A 24,109-nucleotide genomic window follows, 5' to 3' on the forward strand; every position below is an offset into this window, starting at 1 on the left:
CAGGAGTCACCGTGAGTCTGAAACCGCTCGCACTGTTCGTCAAGCACGACGGTCAGTCGTCACGAGCCGCCATCACCTGCGCTTACAAGTGCGGCAGCGCCTGCTTTCACGAGGTGCCCAACAACTCCGACGGTGAGTACTTCGGCGATATCGTCGCCCGGCTCAACCGGCGTGGTCTGATCAAGGGTGGGGCGGCCGCGGTGCTCGCTGTCGGTGCCGCCTCCGCGCTCGCCGCCTGTGGCGACGACAGTGCCGACTCGGGTTCGGCGCCGACGGGCTCCGGTACCGGTACCGGAACCGGCTTCACCGCCGTCGCGCCGAACACCGAGGACGCGATCGTGGTGCCCGAAGGCTACGAGCAGTCGGTGCTGATCCGCTGGGGCGACGCGGTCGTCGAAGGCGCCCCGCAGTTCGACTTCGACGCCCAGACCGCCGCCGCGGCCGCCCAGCAGTTCGGTTACAACTGTGACTTCGCCGGCCTGCTGCCGATCGATGGCGAAGCCGACAAGTACCTGCTCGTCGTGAGCCACGAGTACAGCACCGAGCCGATGATGTTCCGCGGGTACGACAAGGACGCGCCGACCCGTGAGCAGTTCGAGATCGCTTTGGCCTCGCACGGTTTGAGTGTTGTCGAGGTGCACGGCGAGTCCGGTTCGGGCCGGCTCGCACCCGCGTTCGGCAAGTACAACCGGCGCATCACTGCCACCACCGAGTTCGAGGTGCGGGGCCCGGCGGCGGGCAGCGCGCTGTTGAAGACCGAGGCCGACCCCACCGGCACCAAGGTGCTCGGCACCCTCAACAACTGCTCCGGTGGTGTAACACCCTGGGGCACTGTGCTCTCCGGTGAGGAGAACTTCAATCAGTACTTCGGCAATGCGGAGTCGGTCACCGAGCCCGCCGCCGCCGCGCGCCTGAAGCGCTACGGCGTGGAAGGCGGCGCGTCCGAGCGTCGCTGGGAGCAGTTCGATCCCCGCTTCGACATTGCGCGGGAACCCAATGAGGTCAACAGGTTCGGGTACGTCGTCGAGGTGAACCCGTGGGACGCGAAGTCGGCACCGGTGAAGCACAGCTCGCTCGGCCGGTTCAAGCACGAGGCCGCGACCGTCCACGTCACCGGTGACGGCAGCGTGGTGGCCTACAGCGGTGACGACGAACGCTTCGACTACATGTACAAGTTCGTCTCCACCAAGAAGGTGCAGTCGGGTGTCGGCGCGTCGGCCATGCGCCACAACATGACGATCCTCGACGAAGGCACCCTCTACGTCGCCAAGCTCACCGGCGACCACGCCGCCGAGATCGACGGTTCCGGCAAGGTCCCCGACGGCGGCTTCACCGGTAAGGGCCAGTGGATCCCGCTGCTCGAGACCGGCGCCGACGGCAAGGGCAAGTCCCTGGTCGACGGCATGTCGGCCGAAGAGGTCGCGGTGTTCACCCGGCAGGCCGGTGACAAGGTGGGCGCCACCAAGATGGACCGCCCCGAGGACTTCGAGACCAACCCGAAAACCGGCAAGGTCTATGTCGCGCTCACCAACAACAAGAACCGCGCCAAGGACGACTACCCGGGCGTCGACGAGGCCAACCCGCGCAAGCTGAACAAGAACGGCCAGGTCCTCGAGCTCACCGACGACCACACCGGCACCGACTTCACCTGGACGCTGTTGCTGGTCTGTGGCGACCCCGCCGCCGCCGACACCTACTTCGGCGGCTTCGACAAGTCCGAGGTGAGCCCGATCTCGTGCCCGGACAACCTGGCCTTCGACCCGTACGGCAACCTGTGGGTCTCCACCGACGGCAACGCCCTGAAATCCAACGACGGCCTGTTCTCGGTGGTCCTGGACGGCCCCGACCGCGGTGCGACCAAGCAGTTCCTCACCGTGCCCCGCGGCGGTGAAACCTGCGGTCCGATCGTCACCGAAAAGCAGGTCGTCGTCTGCGTCCAGCACCCCGGCGAGGGCGACGAAGCCACTCCCGACGAGCCCCTGTCGCACTGGCCCGACGGCGGCACCACCCAACCCCGCCCCTCGGTGGCGGTGGTCTGGAAGAAGAACGGCGGTCGCATCGGCGTCTAGCCGGCACCCGACCTGCTGACGAAGCCGCTACTCGACTGGGCGAGTGGCGGCTTTGTCATGCGCGGTCGATGCTCAACCAAGCCAGTCCAGCACCGAGGCGGCGGTCCAGGACTGCTGCATGCTGCCCAGCGGGGCGCCGGTGAATGGCTCGTAGTATTCGGCGAAGGAGCCGTCGGCGGCTTGGCGCAGCCCTTCGGCGCGCAGCATGTGGGACCGTTCGGCCCAGCCGCGGCGGGCGAAGGCCCAGGAGAACAGCCAGCTCATCACCGGCCAGACCGGTCCGCGCCAGTATTCGCGCGGCCGGAAATCCTTGGAGACGGGGGACGTGGAGGGCGGCAGGGCGTAGCGCAGGTCGGGGTGGCCGCAGAAACGGGGACCTTCGAAAGTGCTGAGCAGTGCGCGTTCGGTGTGCCGGGGCAGCCCGCCCGCGAGCAGCGGAGCGAACATGGCCAGGGTCTCGGTGTTGATCCAGCGACGTAGGCGGACGTCGTAATCCCTTGCGGCGCCGGTCCTCTCGTCGGCGGTGGCGATCACGCCGTTGCGGAACCGGGCGGCCCAGCCGTGCAGGTCACGCACGTCGGCGAGCGGCTGTTTGTACTCTTCGCCGATGTCGGCGAGTACGTCGCAGGCCAATGCGAAGATCGCCGAGACGAACACGTCCTCCACCGCGAAACTCATCACCGAGTTCAGCTGGAAATCGTCGTAGTTCACCCGCCGCATCTGCTCGACCAGCCACAGGTACCTGTCGTACTCGTGGTCGGTGGGGCGCTGGGTGGGGTCGGCGATGATGGCGGTGTCGGCGCGCAGATACGGAACCAGGTCCTCGCCGGGCACCACGTTGGCGTAGGCGCGGTCCCAGCGCGGCGAGTTGTCCATGCCCGATTCCCAGCCGTGATAGATCGTGATCCGGCCGTTCTCCTTGGGATCGCGGGCGTGAGCCAGCCAGCGGTGCCAGCGCACCAGATCCGGCCAGCGCCGATCCAGGAATTCCTCGGCGACCGCCCGGGTGGTGCGGCCGTGCCTGCGGGAATGGTCGAGGATGCGTTGCACGGCGATGGCGTGCACGGGCGGCTGGGTGATGCCGGAGGTGTCGGGGCCCTCGGGGGCGTTCGCGGCCAGCTCGCGGCATTCCCAGCGCGCGGGCCCGGGAAAGTACCCGTCGACCCCGTTGGCGAACACGATGTGCGGGATCATCCCGTTCTTCCACTGCGCCGAGAGCAGCGTGTCGAGCTCCACGACCGCGCGCTCCACGCTCAGCGGCGCGAGCCCCACCGCCACGAAGGCCGCGTCCCAGCTCCACATGTGCGGGTACAGGCGCGGCGCGGCACTGGTCATGGTGCCCAGGTCGTTGCCGCGCAGCAGGTAGGCGGCGCGGGCCGCGAGCTGCGTGGGGGTGAAACCGGGGTCGACCATCTCCCTATTCTCCGGCCGAGCTGCCGCTGTGGCATCTCGGCAGGACTGTGACGATCAGTACCCGGGTTGACGCGCCGGGTACTGCGCCGCCGACCCCACCGAGCTGAGCATGGTGGTGATGGCCAACCCGACCAGCAGATTGATCGCCGCGGTCGCGATCTTGGCATCCAGGTCGGCGACCAGCGTGAACGGCAGAATCACCGCGACCGCCGTGACCAGCAGGCAGATCCAGGTGAAGAAGGTGAGCGGGCTGGGCATGGCCAGCAGCAGCACCATCAGCAGTGCGGTGGCCAGCAGCGCGGCGGCCGCGCCGGCGATAGCGTAGGACGTGGTGGACACGGTGCCGTAGGCCCCAGCGCCTTCCGGTGACAGGATCGCGATGCCGAGCACCCCGCGCACCAGCATGATCGCGACGACCACCAGCAGCGCGGCGACCACGGCCGTGCCGATGCCACCGGCCCACAGCTTGCCGACGTTGATCTTGGGTTCCGGCGGCTCACCCGGGCCCTGGGGGTACTGCCCCTGGGAGTACTGCCCCTGACCCTGGGAGTATTGGGGCTGCCCCTGGTGGGGGTACTGCGGGTCGTAGTTGTACCGGGGATCGGTCATAGTCCGACGGTACTAGCCGTTGCTGTCATCCGCGCGCGGAAACGTGCAGGGTGTCGAGATCTGTGCGCCGGATAGCGTGGAACCCATGACGGTGACCAGTACGCCCGCCCCGACCGCCCTCATCACCGGCGCCAGCCGCGGACTCGGCGCGGCGATCGCCCGCGAGCTCGCCCCCACCCACGACCTGCTGCTCGGCGCCCGATCCGCCGAGGCGTTGCGGCCCATCCTCACCGAGCTGCCTGCGGCGACCGGCTGGCCGGTCCCGCTCACCGACTACCCGGCCGTGGCGGCGGCCGCCGCGCAGCTCTCGCGACTCGATGTGCTCGTCCACAACGCGGGGATCGCCGACCTCGGCACCGTGGCGGAGTCCTCGGTCGAACAGTGGCGCGAGACCCTGGAGGTCAATCTGATCGCTGTCGCCGAGCTGACCAGGGTGCTGCTGCCCGCGCTGCGTGCCGCGAACGGGCATGTGGTGCTGATCAATTCGGGCGCCGGTCTGCGCGCGCACCCGGGCTGGGGTTCCTATGCCGCGAGCAAGTTCGGTCTGCGCGCCTTCGCCGACGCGGTCCGGCAGGAGGAACCCACCTTGCGGGTGACCTCGATCTTCCCCGGCCGCATCGATACCGATATGCAGCGCTCGATCGTCGCCGACGAGGGCCGCGAATACCGCCCCGAGGAATTCCTCACCGCCGAGACGGTGGCACTGGCGGTCCGCAACGCGGTCGACACTCCGCGCGACTGCCATCCGACCGAAATCGTGCTGCGCCCGGTCTGATCGTGCGATTCCAGTCGGAGAATTGATCGCCGACCACGCCGATCGCACGGTTTCGCCAGCCGGTTCCCGGGTCGCGACCTGCGCGAAAGGTAATGTCACGACGCGCGGACCCACGGGGCCCGCATGCGTGCAGGATTCCCGAAACTTCCACAGATCTGCTCGGCCGAACGGTCGAGCGGCATCCGGTCCGGACAGGGGTTCGAACGTGGACAGACGTCGAATGCTGGCAATGTTGGCCGCGGGTACCGCCGTCGCGCTGACCGGCTGCGCCACCGCCGAGGGCGAGCCCGTCGAAGCCGGTGCCGCCGGTGGCGAGATCCCCGCCCCGCCACCGGCGGAACCCGGGCTCGCGCCGCCGCCGGGCGGACCCAGGTCGATCATTTCCCCCGGCACCATCACCGCACTGCCCGGTCCGGGCCGGTCGATGGCGCTCACCGTCGACGACGGCGCCAACCCCGAAGTCGTCGCCGCCTACATCCAGTGGGCCGAGGACACCGGCGCCCGATTCACCTTCTTCGTCACCGGCGCCTTCGAAGCCTGGACCATCCACCGCGACGCCCTGCGCCCCCTGGTCGACTCCGGCCAGATCCAGCTCGGCAACCACACCTGGGACCACGCCGCCCTGACCGGGATCGGCTCCACCGCCGTGGCCGACCAGCTGGGCCGAACGAAAACCTTCCTGCGCAACAACTTCGGTGTCGACGGCACCCCGTTCTACCGACCGCCCTTCGGCTATCACAACGCCGCAGTCGACAAGGTGGCCGCCGACCTCGGCTACACCGTCCCCACCATGTGGTACGGCTCCCTGTCCGACTCGGGCCTCATCACCGAGGAGTACCTGATCGAATGTGCCCGTAAGTACTTCGCCGCCCAGACCATCATCATCGGCCACGCCAATTTCGCCCCGGTCACCCACTGCTACGGCCAACTCGTCGACATCATCAACGAACGCAACCTGTCCCTGGTGACGTTGAACGACGTCCTGCAGGTCGCGCCCTGACGAACCCGACTACGGGACGATGTTGACCATCTTGCCGGGCACCACGATCACCTTGCGGGGTGCGGCGCCCTCGAGCAGGGCGATCACCTTCTCGTCGGCCAGCGCGGCCGCCTCGATCGCGGCCGGGTCGGCGTCGGCGGGCACCTGAATCCGGCTGCGCACCTTGCCCTTCACCTGGATCGGGTACTCCACCGACTCCGCGACCAACAGCGCGGGGTCGGCGGTGGGGAAGGGGCCGTGGGCCAGGGAAGTGGTGTGGCCCAGGCGTTCCCAGAGTTCCTCGGCGATGTGCGGGGCCAGCGGTGCCAGCATCAGGACCAAGGGCTCCACGGCGGCGCGGGGGGCGCCGTCGGGGTAGTTCTTGGTGAGGTGATTGGTGAGCTCGATCAGCTTGGCGCCGGCGGTGTTGTCGCGCAGCGCGGCCAGGTCCTCGTCGACGCCGGCGATGGTGCGGTGCACCAGCCGCAGGGTGTCGTCGGAGGCGGGGGCGTCGGTGGCTTTCACCGCGCCGGTCTCCTCGTCGACGACCAGGCGCCACACCCGCTGCAGGAACCGGTGCGCGCCCACCACGTCCTTGGTCGCCCACGGGCGTGAGGTGTCCAGCGGTCCCATCGACATCTCGTAGAACCGGAAGGTGTCGGCGCCGTACAGGTCGCACATCTCATCGGGGGAGATGGCGTTCTTCAGCGACTTGCCGATCTTGCCGTACTCCTGGAACACCTCGATCTCGACACCGTCGGGACCGGTCCAGAAGAACTTGCCGTCGCGCTCCACGGTCTCGGCGGCGGGCACATACGCGCCACGGGAGTCGGTGTAGGCGTAACCCTGTACGTATCCCTGGTTGAACAGGCGGCGGTAGGGTTCGCTGCCCGATACATCACCCAGGTCGAACAGCACTTTCTGCCAGAACCGCGCGTACAGCAGGTGCAGCACCGCGTGCTCCACACCGCCCACGTACAGGTCGACACCGCCCGGGTCGTCGGGGCCGTGCTCGGCCGGGCGCGGACCCAGCCAGTACTGCTCGTTGTCCTGGGCGCAGAACGTGTCGGGGTTGGTGGGGTCGGCGTAGCGCAGCTGGTACCAGGAGCTGCCTGCCCAGTTGGGCATCACGTTGGTGTCGCGGCGGTACTGCTTGGGTCCGTCGCCCAGGTCGAGTTCGACGTGCACCCAGTCGGTGGCCTTGGCCAGCGGCGGTGACGGTTCGGAGTTCGCGTCGTCGGCGTCGAAGGTGACCGGGGCGAAGTCCTCCATCTCCGGGAGCCGCACGGGCAGCATGGATTCCGGCAGTGCGTGGGCGGCGCCGTCGGCGTCGTAGACGATCGGGAACGGCTCGCCCCAGTAGCGCTGACGGGCGAACAACCAGTCACGCAGCTTGTACTGGATGGTGCCGGTGCCGTGCCCCTCGGCTTCCAGATGGCCGATCATGGTGGCCTTGGCCTCCTCGACCGCAAGCCCGTTCAGGAAGCCGGAATTCACCAGTTCACCGTCGCCGTTCCAGGCGGCCTCGGTGATGTCGCCGCCGGAGATCACCTCGACGATCGGCAGGCCGAGGGTGGAGGCGAAGTCCCAGTCGCGCTGGTCGTGGCCGGGCACGGCCATGATGGCGCCGGTGCCGTAGCCGCTCAGCACGTAGTCGGCGATGAAGATCGGCACCTGCTTGCCGTCGGCCGGGTTGGTGGCGTAGGAGCCGAGGAAGACACCGGTCTTCTCCTTGTTCTCCTGACGTTCCAGCTCCGACTTCGCCGCGATCGACTTGCGGTAGGCCGCAACGGCTTCGGCCGGGGTGACGCTCGCGTTGGTCCAGCGGGCATCGGTGTCGGCGGGCCAGGCGGCGGCGGTCAGCGCGTCGACCAGCTCGTGCTCGGGTGCCAGCACCACATAGGTCGCGCCGAACAGCGTGTCGGGCCGGGTGGTGAACACCTCGATCGTCGCCCCACCCGGTGCGTCGAACCGCACCTGCGCCCCGCGTGAACGACCGATCCAGTTGCGCTGCATGGACTTCACGTTGTCGGGCCAGTCCAGGGCGTCCAGATCGTCGACCAGGCGATCGGCGTAGGAGGTGATGCGCATCATCCACTGCCACATGCGCTTACGGAACACCGGGAAGTTTCCGCGCTCGCTGCGCCCGTCGGCGGTGACCTCTTCGTTGGACAGCACCGTGCCCAGTCCGGGGCACCAGTTGACGATCGAATCCGACTGGTACACCAGGCGATACGAGTCGAGCAGTGCGGAACGCTCGGCGGCGCCCAGGGTGTTCCAGTCGCCGTCGGGCACCCGGCGCGCGCCGGTGGCGAACTGTTCCTCGAGCTCGGCGATCGGCCGCGCGCGACCGGCTTCCTGGTCGTACCAGGCGTTGTAGATGCGCAGGAAGATCCACTGCGTCCACCGGTAGTACTCGGGATCGGTGGTGGCGAAGGAACGACGTGGGTCGTGGCCCAGGCCCAACCGGTCCAGCTGACGCTGCATGGTCGCGATATTGGACTCGGTGGTCACCCGGGGGTGCGCACCGGTCTGCACCGCGTACTGCTCGGCGGGCAGGCCGAAAGCGTCGTAGCCGAGCGCGTGCAGCACATTACGTCCGCGCATGCGGTGGTAGCGGCCGAACACGTCGGTGGCGATGTAGCCGAGCGGGTGGCCCACGTGCAGTCCCGCGCCCGACGGGAACGGGAACATGTCCTGGATGAACAGTTTGTCGGCCGGGGTCTCACCGGCCAGCGGGCCGACCGGGTTGGGGGCCTCGAAGGTGCCGCGCTCGGCCCAGTTGCGCTGCCAGCGCCGTTCGATGCGCCCGGCCAGCTCGGCGTTGTACCGGTGCTGAGGTACGTCACTCTCGGTTGCACGAGTGTCCTGCACGGTACCGCCTTCTTTGTTCTCGCCGATCCGGATCAACCATTCAAATACTTCCCAACAGGGTAGAACGTCGCCGCCAGGCATTTCTCATGGGCCGAGACAACCGCGGCTGTTCCGCGTGGCCGGACACCATCGGCCGCCGGCGGGCGTTTACCGCGCGCAACCGGCCATTGTGTGGGCGGTCACCTTCGCGGGGAGCTCCCGATCGCACCGTACGCAGGTGCGCTAGCCTGCAAGAATGGTCGTCGTCGCTTTCCTTTTGTTCGCGCTGGCCGCGGTCGCCATCGTGACCGGCGTGCTCGGACTGCTCGGCAAATTGCCCCGTAACCGTTTCCTCGGTGTCACCACCGAGGCGGCGCTGCACAGCGACGACAATTTCCGCATCGCCAACCGCATCGCCGCCCCCACTTCCGTCGGCGCGGGCGCGCTGCTGTTCGCCGGTGGGTTGGTCGCGTTGTTCGCCGGTGGGCTCGCGGCCCTGGGCGTGGCGGCCGTCGTCGTCGTGATCGCGGTGTTCACCCTCGGCGCGGGCGCCAACGCCGCCGCCCGGGCGGTCGAACCCCTCATGCCCCCCGCCCCGGTCGGTGGTTGCGGCTCCTCGTGCGGAAGTTGCTCGCTGCGCGACACCTGCGCCCCCACCGGCTGATCCTGGCCACGTGCGCAGTAGACCTGGTTGTTCCAGTTCCTATCCGGTAGAACATCAATAGGAATCAACCGGGGGAATCATGAAGTTTTTCGGGGCCGCGATCGTTGTCGGTGCGGTGGGCCTGATCGCTGCCGACCGTCTGCCACTCCTCGGCATCGCATTACTGGGCGGTGCGGTGTATCTCGTGGTGCTCGGGGTCATGCGCCGCTCGACTGGGCGTCAGCGAGCTGCCGGCCGTGCGGGGGGAGCCGCCGGCTCGGCCGGATACATCAGCTGGGCCGCCGGCAGTGACAGCGACAGCGGTGGGGGCAGTGACAGCGGCAGTGGCGGGGACAGCGGTAGAAGCGGTTGCGGTGGTGGCGGCGGTTGTGGCGGCGGAGGTTGCGGCGGCGGCTGACCACCGCGGATCCGGTGGCAGGCAAGCGGCCGGGACCGATCAGATTGGGCCGGGTGGCAGCGTGACCTGGTGCGACAGCGCGCTCTTCGGGGGATTGACGTAGACGACGAGGATGCGGACCTCGGTGGTGCCGTTGTTGCGGGCGACGTGGGTGTTGGCGGGACCGCTCGGCTCGCGGAAGACGCGGAAGCGCCGGTATTCGGCGGGGCCCCGGGAGAGGTAGGGGTGGTCGAGGGTGCCGTGAGTGACCAGTACGAACAGGGTGCCGTCGTGGTAGTGCCAGCCGCTGGTGCCGCCGGGGGCGATGCGGGTGCGGCGGATCAGGAGCTCGCGGCCCGGTAGCCGCAGTCGCAGCAGAGTCCGGCTGGCCGTGCCGACCGCCGGTGCCGGGTTGGGGTGGAATTCGCGGGAGCGCCGCCGGATCATGCCGTCATGTAACCACCTTCGCGTCGGCCGGTGTGAGTGCGGCGCGGACCTGCGATGACGCGTGATCCGAACGGCCTCGGAAACTGACCCTTGCTATATACGTAGACATATACGTATATTGGGTTCATGCCCAACAAGACGATCTACGTATCCGACGACGACCTCCCCGTCTTCCAGCGGGCACAGGAACTCGTGGGTGGCAACCTGTCCAGCACCGTGGTCAGTGCCTTGCGCAGGCTCATCGAATTGGCGGAAGGGCGGGAGGCCGGCCTCGAGGAGGTCGTCCTGCAAGTGGGCCGCGACGGTGTCCGGCAAGTGCGTTTCCAAGGCGCGCTGCTGGGCGAATGGCACGAGGCAGGCGACAAGCAGGCCCTGCGCCAGCAGGTCTACCGCACCCGCAAGGGCAAATTGTTACTCCATACGCACACGGCGAAGTGGACCGACTACCCCGTCGGTGAAGCCGCCGGTGACATGAAGGAATGGAAGTACTGGCGCCGCTTCCTCGGCATCGGTGACCACCCCTGGGACTGGGGCGACTACGAATACGAAATCTTCGACGAGCTGACGGGCCTGAAGGGCCGCATCCCCGACAAGCTGTACCGCAAGGTCGAGGACATGACCGCGCACCCGATGATCGAGGAACTCGACATCTGAGGCCCTCGCCCACAACCACATACACACACCAGCACCGCAGCCCCCTGGGGGCTGTGTCGATAACTCATGCACATATTCGCAGCAATGAATGCAATTCTCTGGAAAGGGACGACCATGGTCAACTCGGCCATCACCGCACGCGGCCTGCACAAGGCCTACGGCGAACACACGGTCCTCGACGGCATCGACCTCACCGTCGCCGAGGGCACGATCTTCTCCCTGCTCGGCCCCAACGGCGCGGGCAAGACCACCACCGTGCAGATCCTCACCACGTTGATCGGCGCCGACGACGGCCAGATCAGCGTCGGCGGATTCGATGCGCGGACCGAGCAGAAGCAAGTGCGTGAACTGATCGGCGTCACCGGACAGTTCGCCGCGGTCGACGAACTGCTCACCGGCCGGGAAAACCTGCAGATGATGGGCGACCTGAACCACCTGCCCCGCTCCGAAACCCGCAGGCTCACCGCCGAACTGCTGGAACGCTTCGACCTGCTCGAAGCCGCCGACAAGCAGGTGAGCTCCTACTCCGGCGGCATGACCCGCCGCCTCGACCTGGCGATGACCCTGGTCGGCGACCCCCGGGTGATCTTCCTCGACGAACCGACCACCGGCCTCGACCCGCGCAGCCGACGCTCCATCTGGGACATCATCCGCAACCTGGTCGACGAACGCGGCGTCACCGTATTCCTCACCACCCAATACCTCGAAGAAGCCGACCACCTGGCCGACCGCATCGCGGTACTCGACAACGGTCGCATCGTCGCCGAAGGCACTGCGGCGGAACTGAAACGGCTCATCCCCGGCGGGCACATCCGCATCGACTTCGCCGCACAAGCCGAACTGACCGCCGCCCGCTACGCCCTCGGCTCCACCGCCCACGTGCTCGAAGGCAGCGACGGGCTCACCCTCGCCGTGCCCAGCGACGGCGGGGTGCGCTCACTGCGCGCGGTACTCGACGTGCTCGACACCGAAAACATCGAAGCGGGCGGCATTTCCGTGCACACGCCCAACCTCGACGACGTATTCCTCACCCTCACCGGCCGCGACATCACCACCGAGCAGGAGTCTGTGCGATGACCACCCGAACCATCCAGCCGCACCCCTTCGCCGACACCATGACTATGTTGCGCCGCAACATCATTCATGCCAAGCGCTACCCTTCGATGACCTTCAGCATCGTCATCATGCCGATCGTGCTGTTGCTCGTGTTCAACTATGTGTTCGGCGGGGCGCTCGAGAAGTCATCGGGTGGCAACTACATCGACTACCTCGCGCCAGGAATGATGTTGCTGCTGCCCGCGTACATGACGGTATCGGTGGCCGTCTCGATCGCCACCGACGCCAGCAAGGGAATCGTGAATCGCTTTCGGGTGATGTCGATTTCGCAGTCCTCCATGCTCACCGGGCATGTACTGGGCGCGCTGCTCCAAGCGGTCGGCGGCATCCTCGCGATGACGGCCGTCGCCCTGCTGATCGGCTTCCGGCCCGACGCGAACGCGGTCGAATGGGTGGCCGCCCTCGGCCTGCTCATGCTGGTGACCTTCGCCTTCAGCTGGTTCGCCATCGCCCTCGGACTGCTCTCACCCAACGCCGAAAGCGCCAGCAACGCACCATTTCCCATCGTGATGATGCCGTTCCTCGGCAGTGGGCTCGTAGCCACCGACACCATGCCGATCGGGCTGCGGCAGTTCGCCGAATACCAGCCCTTCACCCCCATCACCGAAACGCTGCGCGGTCTGCTGATGGGCACCGAGATCGGTGTGAACGGCTGGGTCTCGCTCGGCTGGTGCGCGGTGATCGCCGGCGGCGGATTCCTGTGGTCGAAGCGGCTGTCCGCGGGCCGCGCGGACTGACAGCCCGACCCGCGACAACCGACGGCCCCGGAAATGTTCCGGGGTCGTTCGTCATGCGAGCCCACCGGTCAGTTGCGTTCGAGTTCGATCGGGTGCGTGGCCAGCAACGACAACGGCAACGGCTGCCTGCGCAACACACTCGCCCACAGATCATGGCGGTCGGAGGCGATGGGATCGGTGGGCAGGGCCGACACCACCATCCAGTCGTCGTTGGCGAGTTCGCCATCGAGCTGACCCATCGACCACCCGGCATAACCGGCGAAAATCCGGATGTGCTCCACCAGCGGGGCGAGGTCGGCCGGATCGGTGTCCAGATCCACCAGCACCACGCGACCGTCCACCCGGCGCAACCCGCGCACATCGGTGATATCGGCCCCGACACGCAGCACACCCAGGCACAACGCGGCATCGCGTTTGACCGGGCCACCGATGTACAGATCGGTCGGTGCGGCCGTCAGCTCCGCCCACAACGGCAACACATCTTCCACCGGGGTCTCGCTCGGCCGATTCAGGACCACCCCGAGACTGCCCGCGTCATTGTGCTCGATCACGTACACCACGGTCCGCCGAAAAGTCGGCTCGACCAGGTCGATCGCCGACACCAGCAGATTGCCCGCGCGAACAGCGGGCCCAGGCCGCCCGTGCCGTCGGTCGTCGCCGTGCCCGTCGCGAGTCCGGCGCTCGTCCGGGTCGTCTCCGCGTGCCACCGAGCCATCATCGCATTGGAACGGCGTCGCGCGCTGCCCGCAGACGCGTCGGAACCGGAAAATTTCTCGTCCGGCCCGTCAGCGGGGTCCGCCGGTAGGGTCGCGGCATGCACACGCCCGAAGTCCTGCTCGACGACAGCGACGCCGTGTACGACTACTACCAGCGACATCAGCAGAAGCGCTGGCAGGCGCTGGCCTCCTACGCGGTACTGGCCCGCCGATTCCGGCCGCGAGTACGCTTCGCCGACGGTGCCGCCCAGCAGCTCAAAGCCCTCATCCGCAGCGGGCGCCCGGTCATCTACGCGATCAACCACCTGTCGAAACACGACCCCTACACCGTCGCCGCCACCGCATGGCGCTCACCGCTGCGCACCAAGATCGGCCGGGTCCGGGTACTGGCCAAAGACGAACTGTTCACCGACCCCGACCAGCGGCGCAAAGTCGACATGATGGGCGCCATCCCGGTGTTCCGCGGCAAAGACCACGGCATCCGCGCCGTCAACGCCGCAGGCCAGCGCATGATGGACGTCTGCGCGCACCGCCTGGCCGCCGGCGACCACCTCGCGGTGTTCCCCGAAGGCACCTGCAACCTCGTCGACCACACGAAAGTGCAACCCGTCGGCAGCGGCATCGGCCACATCGCCTTCCGCGCCGCCAAACTCGACGCCGCACCCGCACTGGTCGCCATCGGCATGAGCTACGGCCCGCGCACCGACCCCGGAACCGAACCCAGCGCCGAAGAAGTGGCCTCGGCCATGGTCTACTTCCGGACCCCCGTCACCGAACTCCCACCACGCCCCGGTGACATCGCCCGCCTGGTCAAAACCGAACTACAAGCCGGCGTCGACGAAGCGGTCGCACGCTACTGAGGCAGCCCGAACATCTCCCGCGAACGCCGCGGCACCAACGAAATGTAAGCCGGGTGCGTGGTGACGAAATGCGACACCACCGCACACATCGGCAACACCTCGAACCCCTCCGCCCGACTGGTATCCAACGCCGACCGCACCAACGCGCCCGCCAAACCCCGCCCCTCGAACCCGGAGTAGATCTCGGTGTGCACCAGGGCGCGCTCACCCCCGGTGTCCTGATACTCGATACAACCGGCGGGGCTACCGTCAACGGTGAGTTCGAACCGCTCGAGCGCGGCGTTATTGCGGACCTCGGTCACCATGCGTCGACGCTACAGGGTTGTTGGAGCGCTGGCGCGCTCGTGTTCGCGGCCCCCACGGGCCGCCGGTCAGCGCTCGAGACTTGCGCTTCGCGCTGCGCTTCGAGCGCTGACCGGCGGCCCGGCCGCGAACCGCCGCTTCGCGGCGGACCCTCCTCGAGGTCGGGTCGTGCGGGGCTGGGAGTGCGGGAGGGGACGGACGTGGGGTGTGGTGTGGGGCTGGGAGTGCGGTTAGGGGGCGCACTTGGGGGCTGGTGTGGGCTGGGGGTGCGGTAGGGGGCGCACTTGGGGCTGGGAGTGCGGTAGGGGACGCACTTGGGGCTGGTGTGGGCCGGGAGTGCGGTAGGGGGGCGGACTCGGGTGGTGAGGGTCGGCTGGGTGGTAGCTGGCGGTGATGGGGGTGTGGGCGCGTCGGGGAGGTGGTGCGGTTTGTTGGTGGGGGTGGGGCGTGGTAGGACCGGGTATGGCGGGTTTTGGTGTCAGGCCGGAGAATGTCGGGATGACCGACGGACAACGCGTGGTGCTCGCCCCTGACAAGTTCAAGGGATCACTGTCGGCACCCGAGGTCGCGGCGGCGCTGGCCACGGGGATTCACCGGCGGGCGCCGGGGGCCGATGTGCGTTGCGTGCCCGTTGCTGACGGCGGGGACGGGATGATCGACGCGTTCGCCGCGGCGGGGTGGCAGCGGGTGGAGGTGGACGCGCCGGGGCCGACGGGGGAGGCTTCGAGTGCGGTGTACGCGGTGCGTGGGGATACCGCGGTGGTGGAGTTGGCCGCGGCCGTTGGGTTGGTGAAACTTCCCGGGCGCAGGCTCGACCCGCTGCGGGCCAGCACGTTCGGGCTGGGTGTTGTGGTCGCGCACGCGCTGGATGCGGGGGCGCGGGAGATCGTGCTCGGGTTGGGCGGGAGTGCGTCCACCGATGGGGGTGCGGGGTTGTTGCGGGCGCTCGGGTTGCGGTTGCTCGACCCGGATGGGCGCGAATTGGATGTTGCCGCAATGGATGTGGCGACGATGCTCGCGCAGGTCGGGTCGGTGGATCGGGGCGGGCTGCATCCGGCGGTCGCGCGGGCGCGGTTCACGTTGGCTTGTGATGTGGACAATCCGCTGCTCGGGCCCGCGGGTGCGGTCGCTGTGTACGCCCCGCAGAAGGGTGCCGATCCGCGGATGATGGGCAAACTCGAAGCGGGCCTGGCGAATTGGGCATCGGTGCTGGGGACGGGGTACGCCGAGGTGGGTGGCGCCGGGGCGGCGGGTGGTACGGGGTTCGGTGCGCTGGCGGTGCTCGGCGCCGAGGTGCGCAGCGGTATCGATGTGCTGCTCGAGCTGCTGGAATTCCCGACTCTGGTGAACGGGGCCGCGCTGGTCGTCACCGGGGAAGGTTCACTCGACCATCAGAGCATGCACGGCAAGGCTCCGGTCGGGGTGGCCGCGGCGGCCAAGGCGGCGCGGGTGCCGGTGGTGGCGGCGGTCGGGCGAACGATGTTGTCGCCCGGGGAGATTCGCGCGGCGGGTTTCGCGGCCTGTTATCCGCTCAGTGACCTGGAACCGGACTCGGCGCGTTCGATCATCGGCGCGGCCGGTCTGCTCGAGCGCATCGGCGAGCGCATCGCCAAGGAACACTTGTGATCACAGCGCGACTGGGGTCTCCGGGCGCAATTCGTCACGGTGCTGCTCACCCCAGGTCTCGAGCGGTTGCAGCGCGTCACGCAGCGTTTCGCCGAGGGCGGTCAGCGAGTATTCGACGCGCGGTGGGATCTCGGCGAAAACTTCACGCCGCACCACACCGCTGCCCTCCAGCTGACGCAAATTCTCGGTGAGCACCTTCTCGCTCACCCCGGCGAGCAGCCGCCGGATCTCACCGAACCGTTGCGGCCCGTCGCCGAGTACCCACATCAGGTGCAGCTTCCACTTGCCGCCCACGACGTCGATGGCCAAGCTCATGCCGCACACATTGTCATTCGCGTCACTGTTCATCTTCGTCGCATCCTCCCGACCACTTTTCGGACCTCTAGGTAAGCAACCCCACCTCGACGTTCGGTCTTCCCGACGATACCCGCGCCGACCACCATGGAAATCGGCGCCGAACCAACCAGTACCGAGTATCGAAGGGCAACATCTCATGTCCGAGCAAACCGCAGCTGTATCCGTTCTCGGCCTGGGCCCGATGGGCCAGGCCATGGTCAGGGCCTTCCTGGAGGCCGGCGTCGAGGTGACGGTGTGGAACCGCAGCACCGCCAAGGTCGACGCCATGGTGGCGCTGGGCGCCAAGCGCGCTGACACCGTCGCCGAAGCGCTCGACGCCAACCAGGTGTCGGTTCTCAGCCTCACCCACTACGACGCCATGTACGACGTCCTCGGCCAGGCCGTGGACCACCTGCCCGGCAAGGTGATCGCCAACCTGTCCTCCGATTCGCCGGCGAAGGCGCGGGCGGGCGCGAAGTGGGTGCGTGAGCGAGGCGCCGAATTCCTTTCCGGCGGTGTGATGTCGGCCGGTGACAACATCACCCACCCGTCGTCCTACATCTTCTACAGCGGCCCGAAGGACGTGTTCGACGCGCACGCCGACCTGCTTCGCCCGCTCAGCCCGCAGGAATACCTCGGTGTCGACGACGGCCTCGCCCAGGTCTTCTACCAGGCCCTGCTCGTGACCTTCCATCCGTGGATGCTCGCGCTGGACCAGGCCATGGCGTTGATCGCGAACTCCGGTCACGACATCGACAAGTTCGTGCCGTTCGCGGTGCGCTCCGCCGGCGCCTACCCGTTCTTCATCGAACAGTTCGCGGAGGCGAACAAGACTTCCGGCTTCGCCGACCTGTCGGCGCTGAAGATGATGGACGCGGGCGCCCAGCACATCATCGATGCCAGCGAAGAGGTCGGCGTCGACGCGGCCTTCTCGCACCTGGCCCAGTCGTATTGGCGCAAGGCGGCCGCCGCGAGCGAGGCCACGGGCAAGCCGGTCTCGGCCTTCAGCCTGTTCCGCGGCAAGGACGTGTGATGACAGCGCAGACCCGAGTCACTGTCATCGGCCTCGGCCCGATGGGTCAGCAGATCGTGCGCACCTATCTGGCGGCCGGGGTCGCGGTGACGGTGTGGAATCGCACTCCCGAGAAGGCCGATGGTCTCGGCGCCGACCGCGCCGGCTCGATCGGGGAGGCGGTGGCCGCGGCCGAGCTCATCGTGCTCAGCCTGACTCACTACGACGCGATGGACGCCGTGCTCGCGACCGTCGATCTGACCGGCAAGGTGGTGGTCAACCTGTCGTCGGATTCGCCGCAGCGAACCAGGCAGGGCGCGGCGTTCGTCCGCGCCAGGGGCGGGGAGTTCCTCGCCGGCGGGGTGATGGCGCAGCCGGAGGAGTTGTCGGGGCCGGACGCCTACATCTTCTACAGCGGTCCGGCGGAGGTGTTCGACAAGCATCGAGATCTGTTGCGGCCCTTGGCCACCATGGAGTACCTCGGCGTCGACGACGGGCTGGCCCAGGTCTACTACCAGGCGACGCTGGCCCTGTTCCTGCCGCTGCTCCTCGGTTACGAACACGCGCTGGCGATCATCGACCGGTCCGGTTCCGCGATCGACCGGTTCGTGCCCTACGCCCAGCGTTCCATGGGCAGCCTCGGCGAGCTGTATGCCGCGTGGGCGCAGATGGCCGGCGACGGCGGCCTGGACGACCCGTCCTACCTGCGGATGATGGCGGCGGGCGCGCGGCACGTGGTGGCGACCAGCGCGGCCGTCGGGGTGGATACCGCACTGGCCGAAGCTGTTTCGGCGCACTGGGAGCGGGCCGAGAACGCGCCGTCGTCGACCTACCGGCTGATGCGCGGCTGACACGCGAAAAACCGTCCAGCACATCGGTGCCGGACGGTTTTCGTGCTCACGCCGTTTCGGTGCCCGAACCGAGCCGCGGGAAGGGATCGGTCGAGAACACCACTTCGACGGCTACCTCGAAATAGGCCGCGATCCGCAGGGCGAGGTGCAGGCTCGGGCTGTATTCGCCCCGCTCGAGATAGCCGACGGTCTGATAGTGCACCCCGAGCGCTTCGGCCAGCTCCCGCCGCGAGATGCCACGCTCGGCGCGCAGCATCGCGATGCGGTTGTAGATGACCTCAGAAGGCACGCTGCATCGCTTTCTCCCGTCGGGATGCCATCACCGCACCGGATTCGTGAGCGGCCATGCGCCGCAACACTATCGGCGCGATGAGCAGCCCGGCCACCGCCCAGACGCCGAGGACCGCGACGGTCTCGAGATGACGCCAGGACGCGTCGATCTCGATGGCGACCGCGTCGGCGGGCAGCAGCGCCGAGCGCATGCCGAGGCCGAGCCAGTACATCGGGAACAGCTGCCCGATCGCCTGCAACCAGCCGGGCAGCGCCGTGATCGGGTAGAAAATGCCGGAGATGGCGATCAAACCCATCAGCGGCATGGTCAGCAGGAACGCCGAGCGGGTGTCGAGCACGCTGCCGAGGGCGGCGCCGAGCGGCAGCACGGCGAGCAGGCCGAGCACGACCACCCAGACGAAGGTCGTCACCGCGCCGAGTCCGCTCAGCGAGGAGCCGCCGATGATCACCATGCCCACACCGAGCACGATAACCACCTGCGCGACCACCGAGCCCGTGGTGGACACGATTTTGCCGACGAAGTACCCGGACAGTCCCCGCGGCACCGCCTTGGCCCGCAGTAATGTGCCGTCCTCGCGATCCAGTACCAGCACATTGAGCAGGGCGTACATGCCGTTGAAGGCGATGATCGAGCCGAGCAGGCCGGGTAGGGCCAGTTCGGCGATGCTCAGCCCGCTGTCGCCATAGGACCGGTTGCGCAGCAGGAACAGCACACCGAGCGTGATCGCGGGTGTGAGGAATTGGCCGATCAGGTCGGGCGCGTTGGTGTAGTTCTGCCGCAGTTCGATCACGCCACGAGCGAGTCCGGCGCGGATGGCTGTGTTCATCGGGTGACCTCCGCCAGGGTGCGCACCGGAGTCGCGCCGGATTCGGCCTGCCGCACCAGTGTCATATAGGTGTCTTCCAGCGACGCGCGGCGCACCTCGAGCTCACCGATGCTCTCGCCGTGCTGTTTGAACAGTTCGTGCACGAACTTCGTCGACTCGGTGGTGGTGTGCACGAACCGCTGGCCCTCGACGGTCCAGCTCACCTGCGCTTCACCGGCGATGGACCGCGACAGTTCGTCGGGCGAGCCGTCGGCGATGATGCGCCCGCCGGCCAGGATCAGGATGCGGTCGGCCAGCTTCTCCGCTTCGTCCAGGTCGTGGGTGGTGAGCAGGACGGTGGTGTCCTCGAGGTCGGCCAGGCGGTGCACCAGGTCGTGGAAGTCCCGGCGCGCGGCCGGGTCGAAACCGGCTGTCGGTTCGTCCATGAACAGCAGTTCGGGCCTGCCGACGATGCCGATCGCCACGTCCAGCCTGCGGCGTTGGCCGCCGGAGAGGGTGGAGATCTTGGCGCCGGCCTGCTCGGTGAGTCCGACCAGGTCGATGAGTTCGTCGGTGTCCCAGGGTCTTGCGACGGCGGGGGTGGCGTAGGGGCGGTAGTAGGTGCCCAGGTGGGCGAGTAGTTCGCGCACCCGCCATTTCGCGTGGTCGCGCCAGGACTGCAGCACGACACCGATCCGGGCTCGCCATTGCTGGTCACCGTGTTCGGGATCGGCCCCCAGCACGTCGACCCGGCCGGCCGACCTCCTGCGGAACCCCTCGAGGATCTCGATCGTGGTGGTTTTGCCCGCACCGTTGGGGCCGAGCATGACGAGCACTTCCCCGCGTGTGGCCCGGAATGTCACATCGTGCAGTACGTCGTTGTCGTCGTAGCGCATCCGTAGTTGCTGGACGTCGAGAACGACGCCGTTACTCGAAGTCATGAGTCCTCCCAATCATCGACCTTCGATGATATGTAGCATAAGTACTACATTTCATCCCGTCAATGCATTCGCAAAGTCGGACATTTCGAATATAGAGAGCACTGCTCTTGACATTGCCGAACAGTGCGAGCATGCTCGAAGAAATAGAGAGCAGTGCTCACAGTTCAGGAGTGATCAGCATGGACAACGCCACCCGCTACCTCAGGCCCACCGGCATCGACCCGATCATGGGCAAGGTCCTCAACTGGCTGCCCAAACTCGGGATCAGCATCGCGGGCTCGCGGCTGCTCGCCGTGCGCGGACGCAAGAGCGGGCAGTGGCGCACCACCATGGTCAACGTGCTCACCGCCGCCGACGGCACGCGCTACCTGGTCGCCCCGCGCGGGCACACCCAGTGGGTGCGCAACCTGCGCGCGGCAGGCGAAGGTGAACTGCGCCTGGGGCGCCGGACCGAACACTTCACCGCCACCGAACTCGCCGACGCCGACCGGGTGCCGCTGCTGCGCCTCTACCTGGAGAAGTGGGGCTGGGAAGTCGGCAGATTCTTCGACGGCATCACCAAAGACGCGACCGACGCCGAACTGGCTGCTGTCGCACCGGGTTTCCCGGTCTTCCGCCTGGCCTAGTCCTTGCTCAGGAATTCGATGGCGGCGGCGTAACCCTGGATGCCCAGGCCCGCGATCACCGCGGTCGCGATGGGTGAGACGAACGAATGGTGCCGGAACTCCTCACGGGCGTGCACATTGCTGATGTGCACCTCCACGATCGGCACTTCCGGAATCACCAGCGCGTCGCGCAGTGCCACCGAGGTGTGGGTGAGTCCGCCCGGATTGATCACGATGGCGCAGACCTGTCCGCGTGCCAGCTGAATCCGATCGATCAGCGCGCCTTCGTGATTGGACTGGAACGCCACCACGTCCCGGCCGAACCGCGCGGCCGTGCGCTCACACAGCGCGACGACGTCATCGAGAGTGTCGGCACCGTAGATCTCGGGCTGGCGGGTACCGAGCATGTTCAGGTTCGGCCCGTTGAGTACCAGGATCGGGCCGGTGGCCTGCGCGGTGTCTGCCATGCGATCACTGTATCCGTGACGATCGGCGCCGTGGAATCACCACCCGGCGGGTGAGTTCGTCGACGCGGGCGCCCGGTGGCGCGGTGGGCAACTGCTGGGCGAACCGGGCGGCGAGGCCGGCGAGGCCGACTTGCTGTCGGTACGAAAACGGGCGAACCCGGTTCGTTCCCCCCGTTGCGGAAGGAATTCACCTACCGTCCAGAAGGTGCGGGTTCGCGGTCGGCGGGGTTGGGTACTCTCGCATTGAATCGCCAGACAATGCGAGATCCGCGCAAGTGCACGGGCCGGTCGGTACGGTGAGCGCGCGAGTTGTTGCCACTGGCTGGGCGAGGATCGAAATCCACTCCTCATCGAGACGGATTTCGGGCACAATCGAGGAGCTGAGGTCGGCTGGCGTCCCGCGTTACCGGGACATGGAGACGGGTCAACTTCCGGTACGGTGGATTTGTTACCGGGAGTGGCAAGAGTGAAGAGTGGGCGATATGGATGTGTGGGGATCCCGCCGCTTTCGCGTCCGGGGCGCAATGGCGATCGCGGGGGTTGCGACCCTCGCTCTCGCGTTGTGCTCGTGCGGAGTGGAGGGGAAGCCGAGTGAATCGGAGACGGTTGTCCAGCGGTTCACCGACCTCCTCGACGATCAGGACTACGCCGAGGCCGCCGACCTGACCTCCTACCCCGCCGCCGCCTCGGCAACCATCAAGCAAATGTTCGAAGGGCTCGAGTCCGGCACGGTCGACTACGAGAAGACACAGGTCATCGATCTGGACCCGCAGTCGGCCATCTTCAGCATGGACGTGGCCTGGAACTTCGGCGAGAACAAGGACTGGACCTACACACTGCAGGGCACCGTCCGCAAGCTCGCCATCGGCTGGCGGATCTCCTGGGACCCGGCGGTGGTGATGCCGCAGCTGTCCGACAACCGGACGGTCAAGCTCGTGCGCACCACGGCGAAGCCGCCGCCCAAGGTCGTCGACCTGGCCGGTGAGCCGCTGATGACCGAACAGACGATCAACGTCATCAAGATCGACCCGAACCGCACCGGCGACCTCGTCGGCTCAACCAACGCGCTCGCCGCGGCGATCGAACCGGTCGCGCCACTGATCACCGGCCCTTCGCTGATGCAGAAACTGGCCGCCTCGCAGGGACAGCCGGTCGTCGCGGTGAACCTGCGCGAGGGCGACTTCGCGATCCTGGAACCCCGGATGGCCAAGGTGCCGGGCGTGGTGATGGAGAAACAGCCCAAACTGATCTCCGCCGACCGCCGTACCTGGTCACCGATGCTCGACGCACTGCACGAGGTGTGGAAGGCCAGCCAGGAGCAGACCTCCGGCTGGGGTGTGCAGATCTACGAAGCCGACGGTCGTTTCGTGAAACAGGTGGCCGGTCACCAGGGTCCGGCGGGCCCGGACATCGCCGCGACCATGGACCAGCGCCTGCAGCGCGCCGCCGAGGACGCGGTGGTCAGCGTGGGCACCCCGGCCTCGGTGGTGGCCATCCAGCCCTCGACCGGCGCCGTGGTCGCGGTCGCCCAGAACTCCTACGCCTCGGAGAAGGGCCCGATCGCGTTCACCGGCCTGTACCCGGCCGGCGGCACCATGGAACTGTTCCGCGTCGTGGCCGCCGCGATGAAGGACAAAGCACCCCAGGACGTCTCGGTGCAAGAAGCCGCCGACGCCGCCACCGCGCTCGGGGTGGGCGTGGACTTCAAGGTGCCCGGACTCGACGAGACCACCGGCCGGATCAGCGCACCCGGACGCAACACCGAACAGGTGCGCCAGGGCGCGGGCTCGGACGCGGTACTGGCCAGCCCCTTCGGCATGGCCATCGCCGCCGCCGCCATCTCGCGCGGTTCGGTGGTGCCGCCGATGATCGAAGCGGGCAGACCAAGCACCGCCGACACCCCGATCCCCGACCTGCCGAAACCCGCGGTCGACCGGTTGCGGGCGATGATGCACGAGGGCATCGGCAAGCCGGAAACCGCCGCACTGCGCGGTTTCCGCGATGTCACCGCCTTCGCCGCGACCGGTGGCGCCGACGGCTGGCTGCTGGCCACGATGGGCGACCTGGTCTTCGCCGTCCACATCGCCGACGCCGACAGCGGCGACGCCACCTCCCGGCTGGCCGCCGTCCTGCTGAAGTCCCTCGCCACCCCGGAGCCGTAACAGCGGCGCGGGCCGCGTCGTTCGTCTGAGCACCTGGTCGGCGTCGGCCGCCGAGCCCACCTCTAGGCTGCTGGTGTGCAGAGATTCGCGCCGTTCGCCCTGGATGCCCTGCTGGTTGTCGTGTTCTGTGCGATCGGCAGGCGCAGTCACGACGAGGCGGTGCTGACCGGCCTGCTGACGACAGTGTGGCCCTTCGCCGCCGGGTTGCTGCTCGGTTGGGCGCTGGCCGTGCTCGCCGCCCGCGGCGCCCGCTTCGACGCGACGACGCTGTGGCCCAGTGGCGTCGCGATCTGGGCGTGCACCCTCGTCGTCGGCATGGCGCTGCGGGCCGTGAGCGGGCAGGGCGTCGCGCTGAGCTTCGTGATCGTGGCCGGCTGCGTGCTGGCACTGTTCCTGCTCGGCTGGCGGGCCGCGGTCCGCGTGCTGCGGTGAGCGCGCCGC

At 67.9% G+C, this 24,109-nt stretch carries 25 protein-coding genes; 14 read left to right on the forward strand and 11 right to left on the reverse strand.

What is annotated here, in order from left to right:
• The first annotated feature begins 11 nt into the window (after positions 1–11).
• Entirely contained in the window at positions 12–2,069 is a 2,058-nt protein-coding gene (locus ACFO5K_RS07800) for a PhoX family protein (protein WP_378558065.1), read from the forward strand.
• A 72-nt stretch (positions 2,070–2,141) separates the two neighbouring features.
• Here ACFO5K_RS07800 and ggh read toward each other — a convergent pair whose 3' ends face one another.
• Entirely contained in the window at positions 2,142–3,482 is a 1,341-nt protein-coding gene (ggh, locus tag ACFO5K_RS07805; protein WP_378558068.1) for a glucosylglycerate hydrolase, read from the reverse strand.
• 54 nt (positions 3,483–3,536) lie between these two features.
• Positions 3,537–4,091, reverse strand: coding sequence for a DUF6069 family protein (locus ACFO5K_RS07810; protein WP_378558071.1), 555 nt, complete (start codon positions 4,089–4,091; stop codon positions 3,537–3,539).
• Positions 4,092–4,176: 85 nt separating this feature from the next.
• Here ACFO5K_RS07810 and ACFO5K_RS07815 point away from each other — a divergent pair, with 85 nt between their 5' ends.
• Both ACFO5K_RS07815 and ACFO5K_RS07820 read left to right on the forward strand, forming a co-directional pair.
• Complete coding sequence (locus ACFO5K_RS07815) at positions 4,177–4,866, forward strand: SDR family oxidoreductase (protein ID WP_378558074.1); 690 nt, start codon at positions 4,177–4,179, stop codon at positions 4,864–4,866.
• A gap of 220 nt (positions 4,867–5,086) precedes the next feature.
• The gene (locus tag ACFO5K_RS07820) at positions 5,087–5,866 is read left to right on the forward strand and encodes a polysaccharide deacetylase family protein (protein WP_378558077.1); all 780 of its coding nucleotides are present in this window, start codon (positions 5,087–5,089) and stop codon (positions 5,864–5,866) included.
• Between the two features lie 9 nt (positions 5,867–5,875).
• On the opposite strand, the gene leuS is transcribed toward ACFO5K_RS07820, so the two are convergent.
• Positions 5,876–8,719, reverse strand: a complete 2,844-nt coding sequence (leuS, locus tag ACFO5K_RS07825) for a leucine--tRNA ligase (RefSeq protein WP_378558080.1) — start codon at positions 8,717–8,719, stop codon at positions 5,876–5,878.
• A 235-nt stretch (positions 8,720–8,954) separates the two neighbouring features.
• Here leuS and ACFO5K_RS07830 point away from each other — a divergent pair, with 235 nt between their 5' ends.
• Positions 8,955–9,362 (forward strand): SdpI family protein, encoded by a 408-nt coding sequence (locus tag ACFO5K_RS07830; RefSeq protein WP_378558083.1) that lies wholly within the window; start codon positions 8,955–8,957, stop codon positions 9,360–9,362.
• A 436-nt stretch (positions 9,363–9,798) separates the two neighbouring features.
• Here the strand turns inward: ACFO5K_RS07830 and ACFO5K_RS07835 are convergent, their stop codons facing one another.
• On the reverse strand, positions 9,799–10,185 hold the full coding sequence (locus ACFO5K_RS07835; protein ID WP_378558086.1) for a cupin domain-containing protein: 387 nt from the start codon (positions 10,183–10,185) through the stop codon (positions 9,799–9,801).
• Positions 10,186–10,311: 126 nt separating this feature from the next.
• Between ACFO5K_RS07835 and ACFO5K_RS07840 the strand changes: the two genes are divergently transcribed.
• The 3 genes from ACFO5K_RS07840 (at position 10,312) to ACFO5K_RS07850 (ending at position 12,692) form a co-directional block, all read left to right on the forward strand.
• Positions 10,312–10,839 (forward strand): EXLDI protein, encoded by a 528-nt coding sequence (locus tag ACFO5K_RS07840; RefSeq protein WP_378558089.1) that lies wholly within the window; start codon positions 10,312–10,314, stop codon positions 10,837–10,839.
• Positions 10,840–10,953: 114 nt separating this feature from the next.
• On the forward strand, positions 10,954–11,916 hold the full coding sequence (locus tag ACFO5K_RS07845) for an ATP-binding cassette domain-containing protein (RefSeq protein WP_378558568.1): 963 nt from the start codon (positions 10,954–10,956) through the stop codon (positions 11,914–11,916).
• On the forward strand, positions 11,913–12,692 hold the full coding sequence (locus ACFO5K_RS07850; RefSeq protein WP_378558092.1) for an ABC transporter permease: 780 nt from the start codon (positions 11,913–11,915) through the stop codon (positions 12,690–12,692). Before ACFO5K_RS07845 ends, ACFO5K_RS07850 begins: the two co-directional genes overlap by 4 nt.
• Positions 12,693–12,760: 68 nt before the next feature.
• On the opposite strand, the gene ACFO5K_RS07855 is transcribed toward ACFO5K_RS07850, so the two are convergent.
• Positions 12,761–13,399 carry a YqgE/AlgH family protein gene (locus tag ACFO5K_RS07855; protein WP_378558095.1) on the reverse strand — a complete coding sequence of 213 codons (639 nt, stop codon included), beginning with the start codon at positions 13,397–13,399 and terminating at the stop codon, positions 12,761–12,763.
• A gap of 107 nt (positions 13,400–13,506) precedes the next feature.
• On the opposite strand from ACFO5K_RS07855, the gene ACFO5K_RS07860 reads away from it, so the two are divergent.
• Entirely contained in the window at positions 13,507–14,268 is a 762-nt protein-coding gene (locus tag ACFO5K_RS07860; protein ID WP_378558098.1) for a lysophospholipid acyltransferase family protein, read from the forward strand.
• On the opposite strand, the gene ACFO5K_RS07865 is transcribed toward ACFO5K_RS07860, so the two are convergent.
• Positions 14,262–14,573, reverse strand: coding sequence for a GNAT family N-acetyltransferase (locus ACFO5K_RS07865; RefSeq protein WP_378558101.1), 312 nt, complete (start codon positions 14,571–14,573; stop codon positions 14,262–14,264). The two genes, ACFO5K_RS07860 and ACFO5K_RS07865, sit on opposite strands and share 7 nt — an antisense overlap.
• A 496-nt stretch (positions 14,574–15,069) precedes the next feature.
• Here ACFO5K_RS07865 and ACFO5K_RS07870 point away from each other — a divergent pair, with 496 nt between their 5' ends.
• Entirely contained in the window at positions 15,070–16,197 is a 1,128-nt protein-coding gene (locus ACFO5K_RS07870) for a glycerate kinase (RefSeq protein WP_378558104.1), read from the forward strand.
• Here the strand turns inward: ACFO5K_RS07870 and ACFO5K_RS07875 are convergent, their stop codons facing one another.
• Complete coding sequence (locus tag ACFO5K_RS07875) at positions 16,198–16,545, reverse strand: winged helix-turn-helix transcriptional regulator (RefSeq protein ID WP_378558107.1); 348 nt, start codon at positions 16,543–16,545, stop codon at positions 16,198–16,200.
• Positions 16,546–16,690: 145 nt separating this feature from the next.
• On the opposite strand from ACFO5K_RS07875, the gene ACFO5K_RS07880 reads away from it, so the two are divergent.
• Positions 16,691–17,566 (forward strand): NAD(P)-dependent oxidoreductase, encoded by an 876-nt coding sequence (locus tag ACFO5K_RS07880; RefSeq protein WP_378558110.1) that lies wholly within the window; start codon positions 16,691–16,693, stop codon positions 17,564–17,566.
• Positions 17,566–18,396, forward strand: coding sequence for an NAD(P)-dependent oxidoreductase (locus ACFO5K_RS07885; protein ID WP_378558113.1), 831 nt, complete (start codon positions 17,566–17,568; stop codon positions 18,394–18,396). The genes ACFO5K_RS07880 and ACFO5K_RS07885 overlap by 1 nt, the downstream gene beginning before the upstream one ends.
• Before the next feature lie 46 nt (positions 18,397–18,442).
• Here the strand turns inward: ACFO5K_RS07885 and ACFO5K_RS07890 are convergent, their stop codons facing one another.
• The 3 genes from ACFO5K_RS07890 to ACFO5K_RS07900 are packed head-to-tail and all read right to left on the reverse strand — an operon-like array spanning position 18,443 to position 20,434.
• Positions 18,443–18,685, reverse strand: coding sequence for a helix-turn-helix transcriptional regulator (locus ACFO5K_RS07890; RefSeq protein WP_378558116.1), 243 nt, complete (start codon positions 18,683–18,685; stop codon positions 18,443–18,445).
• Positions 18,675–19,514 (reverse strand): ABC transporter permease, encoded by an 840-nt coding sequence (locus ACFO5K_RS07895; protein ID WP_378558119.1) that lies wholly within the window; start codon positions 19,512–19,514, stop codon positions 18,675–18,677. The genes ACFO5K_RS07890 and ACFO5K_RS07895 overlap by 11 nt, the downstream gene beginning before the upstream one ends.
• Complete coding sequence (locus ACFO5K_RS07900) at positions 19,511–20,434, reverse strand: ABC transporter ATP-binding protein (protein ID WP_378558122.1); 924 nt, start codon at positions 20,432–20,434, stop codon at positions 19,511–19,513. Before ACFO5K_RS07900 ends, ACFO5K_RS07895 begins: the two co-directional genes overlap by 4 nt.
• A gap of 131 nt (positions 20,435–20,565) precedes the next feature.
• Between ACFO5K_RS07900 and ACFO5K_RS07905 the strand changes: the two genes are divergently transcribed.
• A complete protein-coding gene (locus tag ACFO5K_RS07905) occupies positions 20,566–21,060 on the forward strand; it encodes a nitroreductase family deazaflavin-dependent oxidoreductase (protein WP_378558125.1) in 495 nt (164 codons plus the stop codon).
• Here the strand turns inward: ACFO5K_RS07905 and aroQ are convergent.
• A complete protein-coding gene (gene aroQ / locus ACFO5K_RS07910) occupies positions 21,057–21,506 on the reverse strand; it encodes a type II 3-dehydroquinate dehydratase (RefSeq protein WP_378558129.1) in 450 nt (149 codons plus the stop codon). The genes ACFO5K_RS07905 and aroQ overlap by 4 nt on opposite strands.
• 575 nt (positions 21,507–22,081) lie before the next feature.
• Here aroQ and ACFO5K_RS07915 point away from each other — a divergent pair.
• Both ACFO5K_RS07915 and ACFO5K_RS07920 read left to right on the forward strand, forming a co-directional pair.
• Positions 22,082–23,668, forward strand: coding sequence for an NTF2-like N-terminal transpeptidase domain-containing protein (locus ACFO5K_RS07915; protein ID WP_378558132.1), 1,587 nt, complete (start codon positions 22,082–22,084; stop codon positions 23,666–23,668).
• A 75-nt stretch (positions 23,669–23,743) separates the two neighbouring features.
• Entirely contained in the window at positions 23,744–24,100 is a 357-nt protein-coding gene (locus tag ACFO5K_RS07920; RefSeq protein WP_378558135.1) for a DUF3054 domain-containing protein, read from the forward strand.
• The last annotated feature ends 9 nt before the right edge of the window (positions 24,101–24,109 follow it).

Origin of the sequence: Nocardia halotolerans, from assembly GCF_042650145.1 — a bacterium.
Taxonomy (GTDB): Bacteria; Actinomycetota; Actinomycetes; order Mycobacteriales; family Mycobacteriaceae; genus Nocardia; species Nocardia halotolerans.

What these genes read in the sequence shown, in the direction of transcription:
- ggh (WP_378558068.1), bottom strand. Translation starts at nt 3,482, where the DNA reads ATGGTCGACCCCGGTTTCACCCCCACGCAGCTCGCGGCCCGCGCCGCC.
- ACFO5K_RS07810 (WP_378558071.1), bottom strand. Translation starts at nt 4,091, where the DNA reads ATGACCGATCCCCGGTACAACTACGACCCGCAGTACCCCCACCAGGGG.
- ACFO5K_RS07815 (WP_378558074.1), top strand. Translation starts at nt 4,177, where the DNA reads ATGACGGTGACCAGTACGCCCGCCCCGACCGCCCTCATCACCGGCGCC.
- ACFO5K_RS07820 (WP_378558077.1), top strand. Translation starts at nt 5,087, where the DNA reads ATGCTGGCAATGTTGGCCGCGGGTACCGCCGTCGCGCTGACCGGCTGC.
- ACFO5K_RS07830 (WP_378558083.1), top strand. Translation starts at nt 8,955, where the DNA reads ATGGTCGTCGTCGCTTTCCTTTTGTTCGCGCTGGCCGCGGTCGCCATC.
- ACFO5K_RS07835 (WP_378558086.1), bottom strand. Translation starts at nt 10,185, where the DNA reads ATGATCCGGCGGCGCTCCCGCGAATTCCACCCCAACCCGGCACCGGCG.
- ACFO5K_RS07840 (WP_378558089.1), top strand. Translation starts at nt 10,312, where the DNA reads ATGCCCAACAAGACGATCTACGTATCCGACGACGACCTCCCCGTCTTC.
- ACFO5K_RS07845 (WP_378558568.1), top strand. Translation starts at nt 10,954, where the DNA reads ATGGTCAACTCGGCCATCACCGCACGCGGCCTGCACAAGGCCTACGGC.
- ACFO5K_RS07850 (WP_378558092.1), top strand. Translation starts at nt 11,913, where the DNA reads ATGACCACCCGAACCATCCAGCCGCACCCCTTCGCCGACACCATGACT.
- ACFO5K_RS07860 (WP_378558098.1), top strand. Translation starts at nt 13,507, where the DNA reads ATGCACACGCCCGAAGTCCTGCTCGACGACAGCGACGCCGTGTACGAC.
- ACFO5K_RS07865 (WP_378558101.1), bottom strand. Translation starts at nt 14,573, where the DNA reads ATGGTGACCGAGGTCCGCAATAACGCCGCGCTCGAGCGGTTCGAACTC.
- ACFO5K_RS07870 (WP_378558104.1), top strand. Translation starts at nt 15,070, where the DNA reads ATGACCGACGGACAACGCGTGGTGCTCGCCCCTGACAAGTTCAAGGGA.
- ACFO5K_RS07875 (WP_378558107.1), bottom strand. Translation starts at nt 16,545, where the DNA reads ATGAACAGTGACGCGAATGACAATGTGTGCGGCATGAGCTTGGCCATC.
- ACFO5K_RS07880 (WP_378558110.1), top strand. Translation starts at nt 16,691, where the DNA reads ATGTCCGAGCAAACCGCAGCTGTATCCGTTCTCGGCCTGGGCCCGATG.
- ACFO5K_RS07885 (WP_378558113.1), top strand. Translation starts at nt 17,566, where the DNA reads ATGACAGCGCAGACCCGAGTCACTGTCATCGGCCTCGGCCCGATGGGT.
- ACFO5K_RS07895 (WP_378558119.1), bottom strand. Translation starts at nt 19,514, where the DNA reads ATGAACACAGCCATCCGCGCCGGACTCGCTCGTGGCGTGATCGAACTG.
- ACFO5K_RS07900 (WP_378558122.1), bottom strand. Translation starts at nt 20,434, where the DNA reads ATGACTTCGAGTAACGGCGTCGTTCTCGACGTCCAGCAACTACGGATG.
- ACFO5K_RS07905 (WP_378558125.1), top strand. Translation starts at nt 20,566, where the DNA reads ATGCTCGAAGAAATAGAGAGCAGTGCTCACAGTTCAGGAGTGATCAGC.
- aroQ (WP_378558129.1), bottom strand. Translation starts at nt 21,506, where the DNA reads ATGGCAGACACCGCGCAGGCCACCGGCCCGATCCTGGTACTCAACGGG.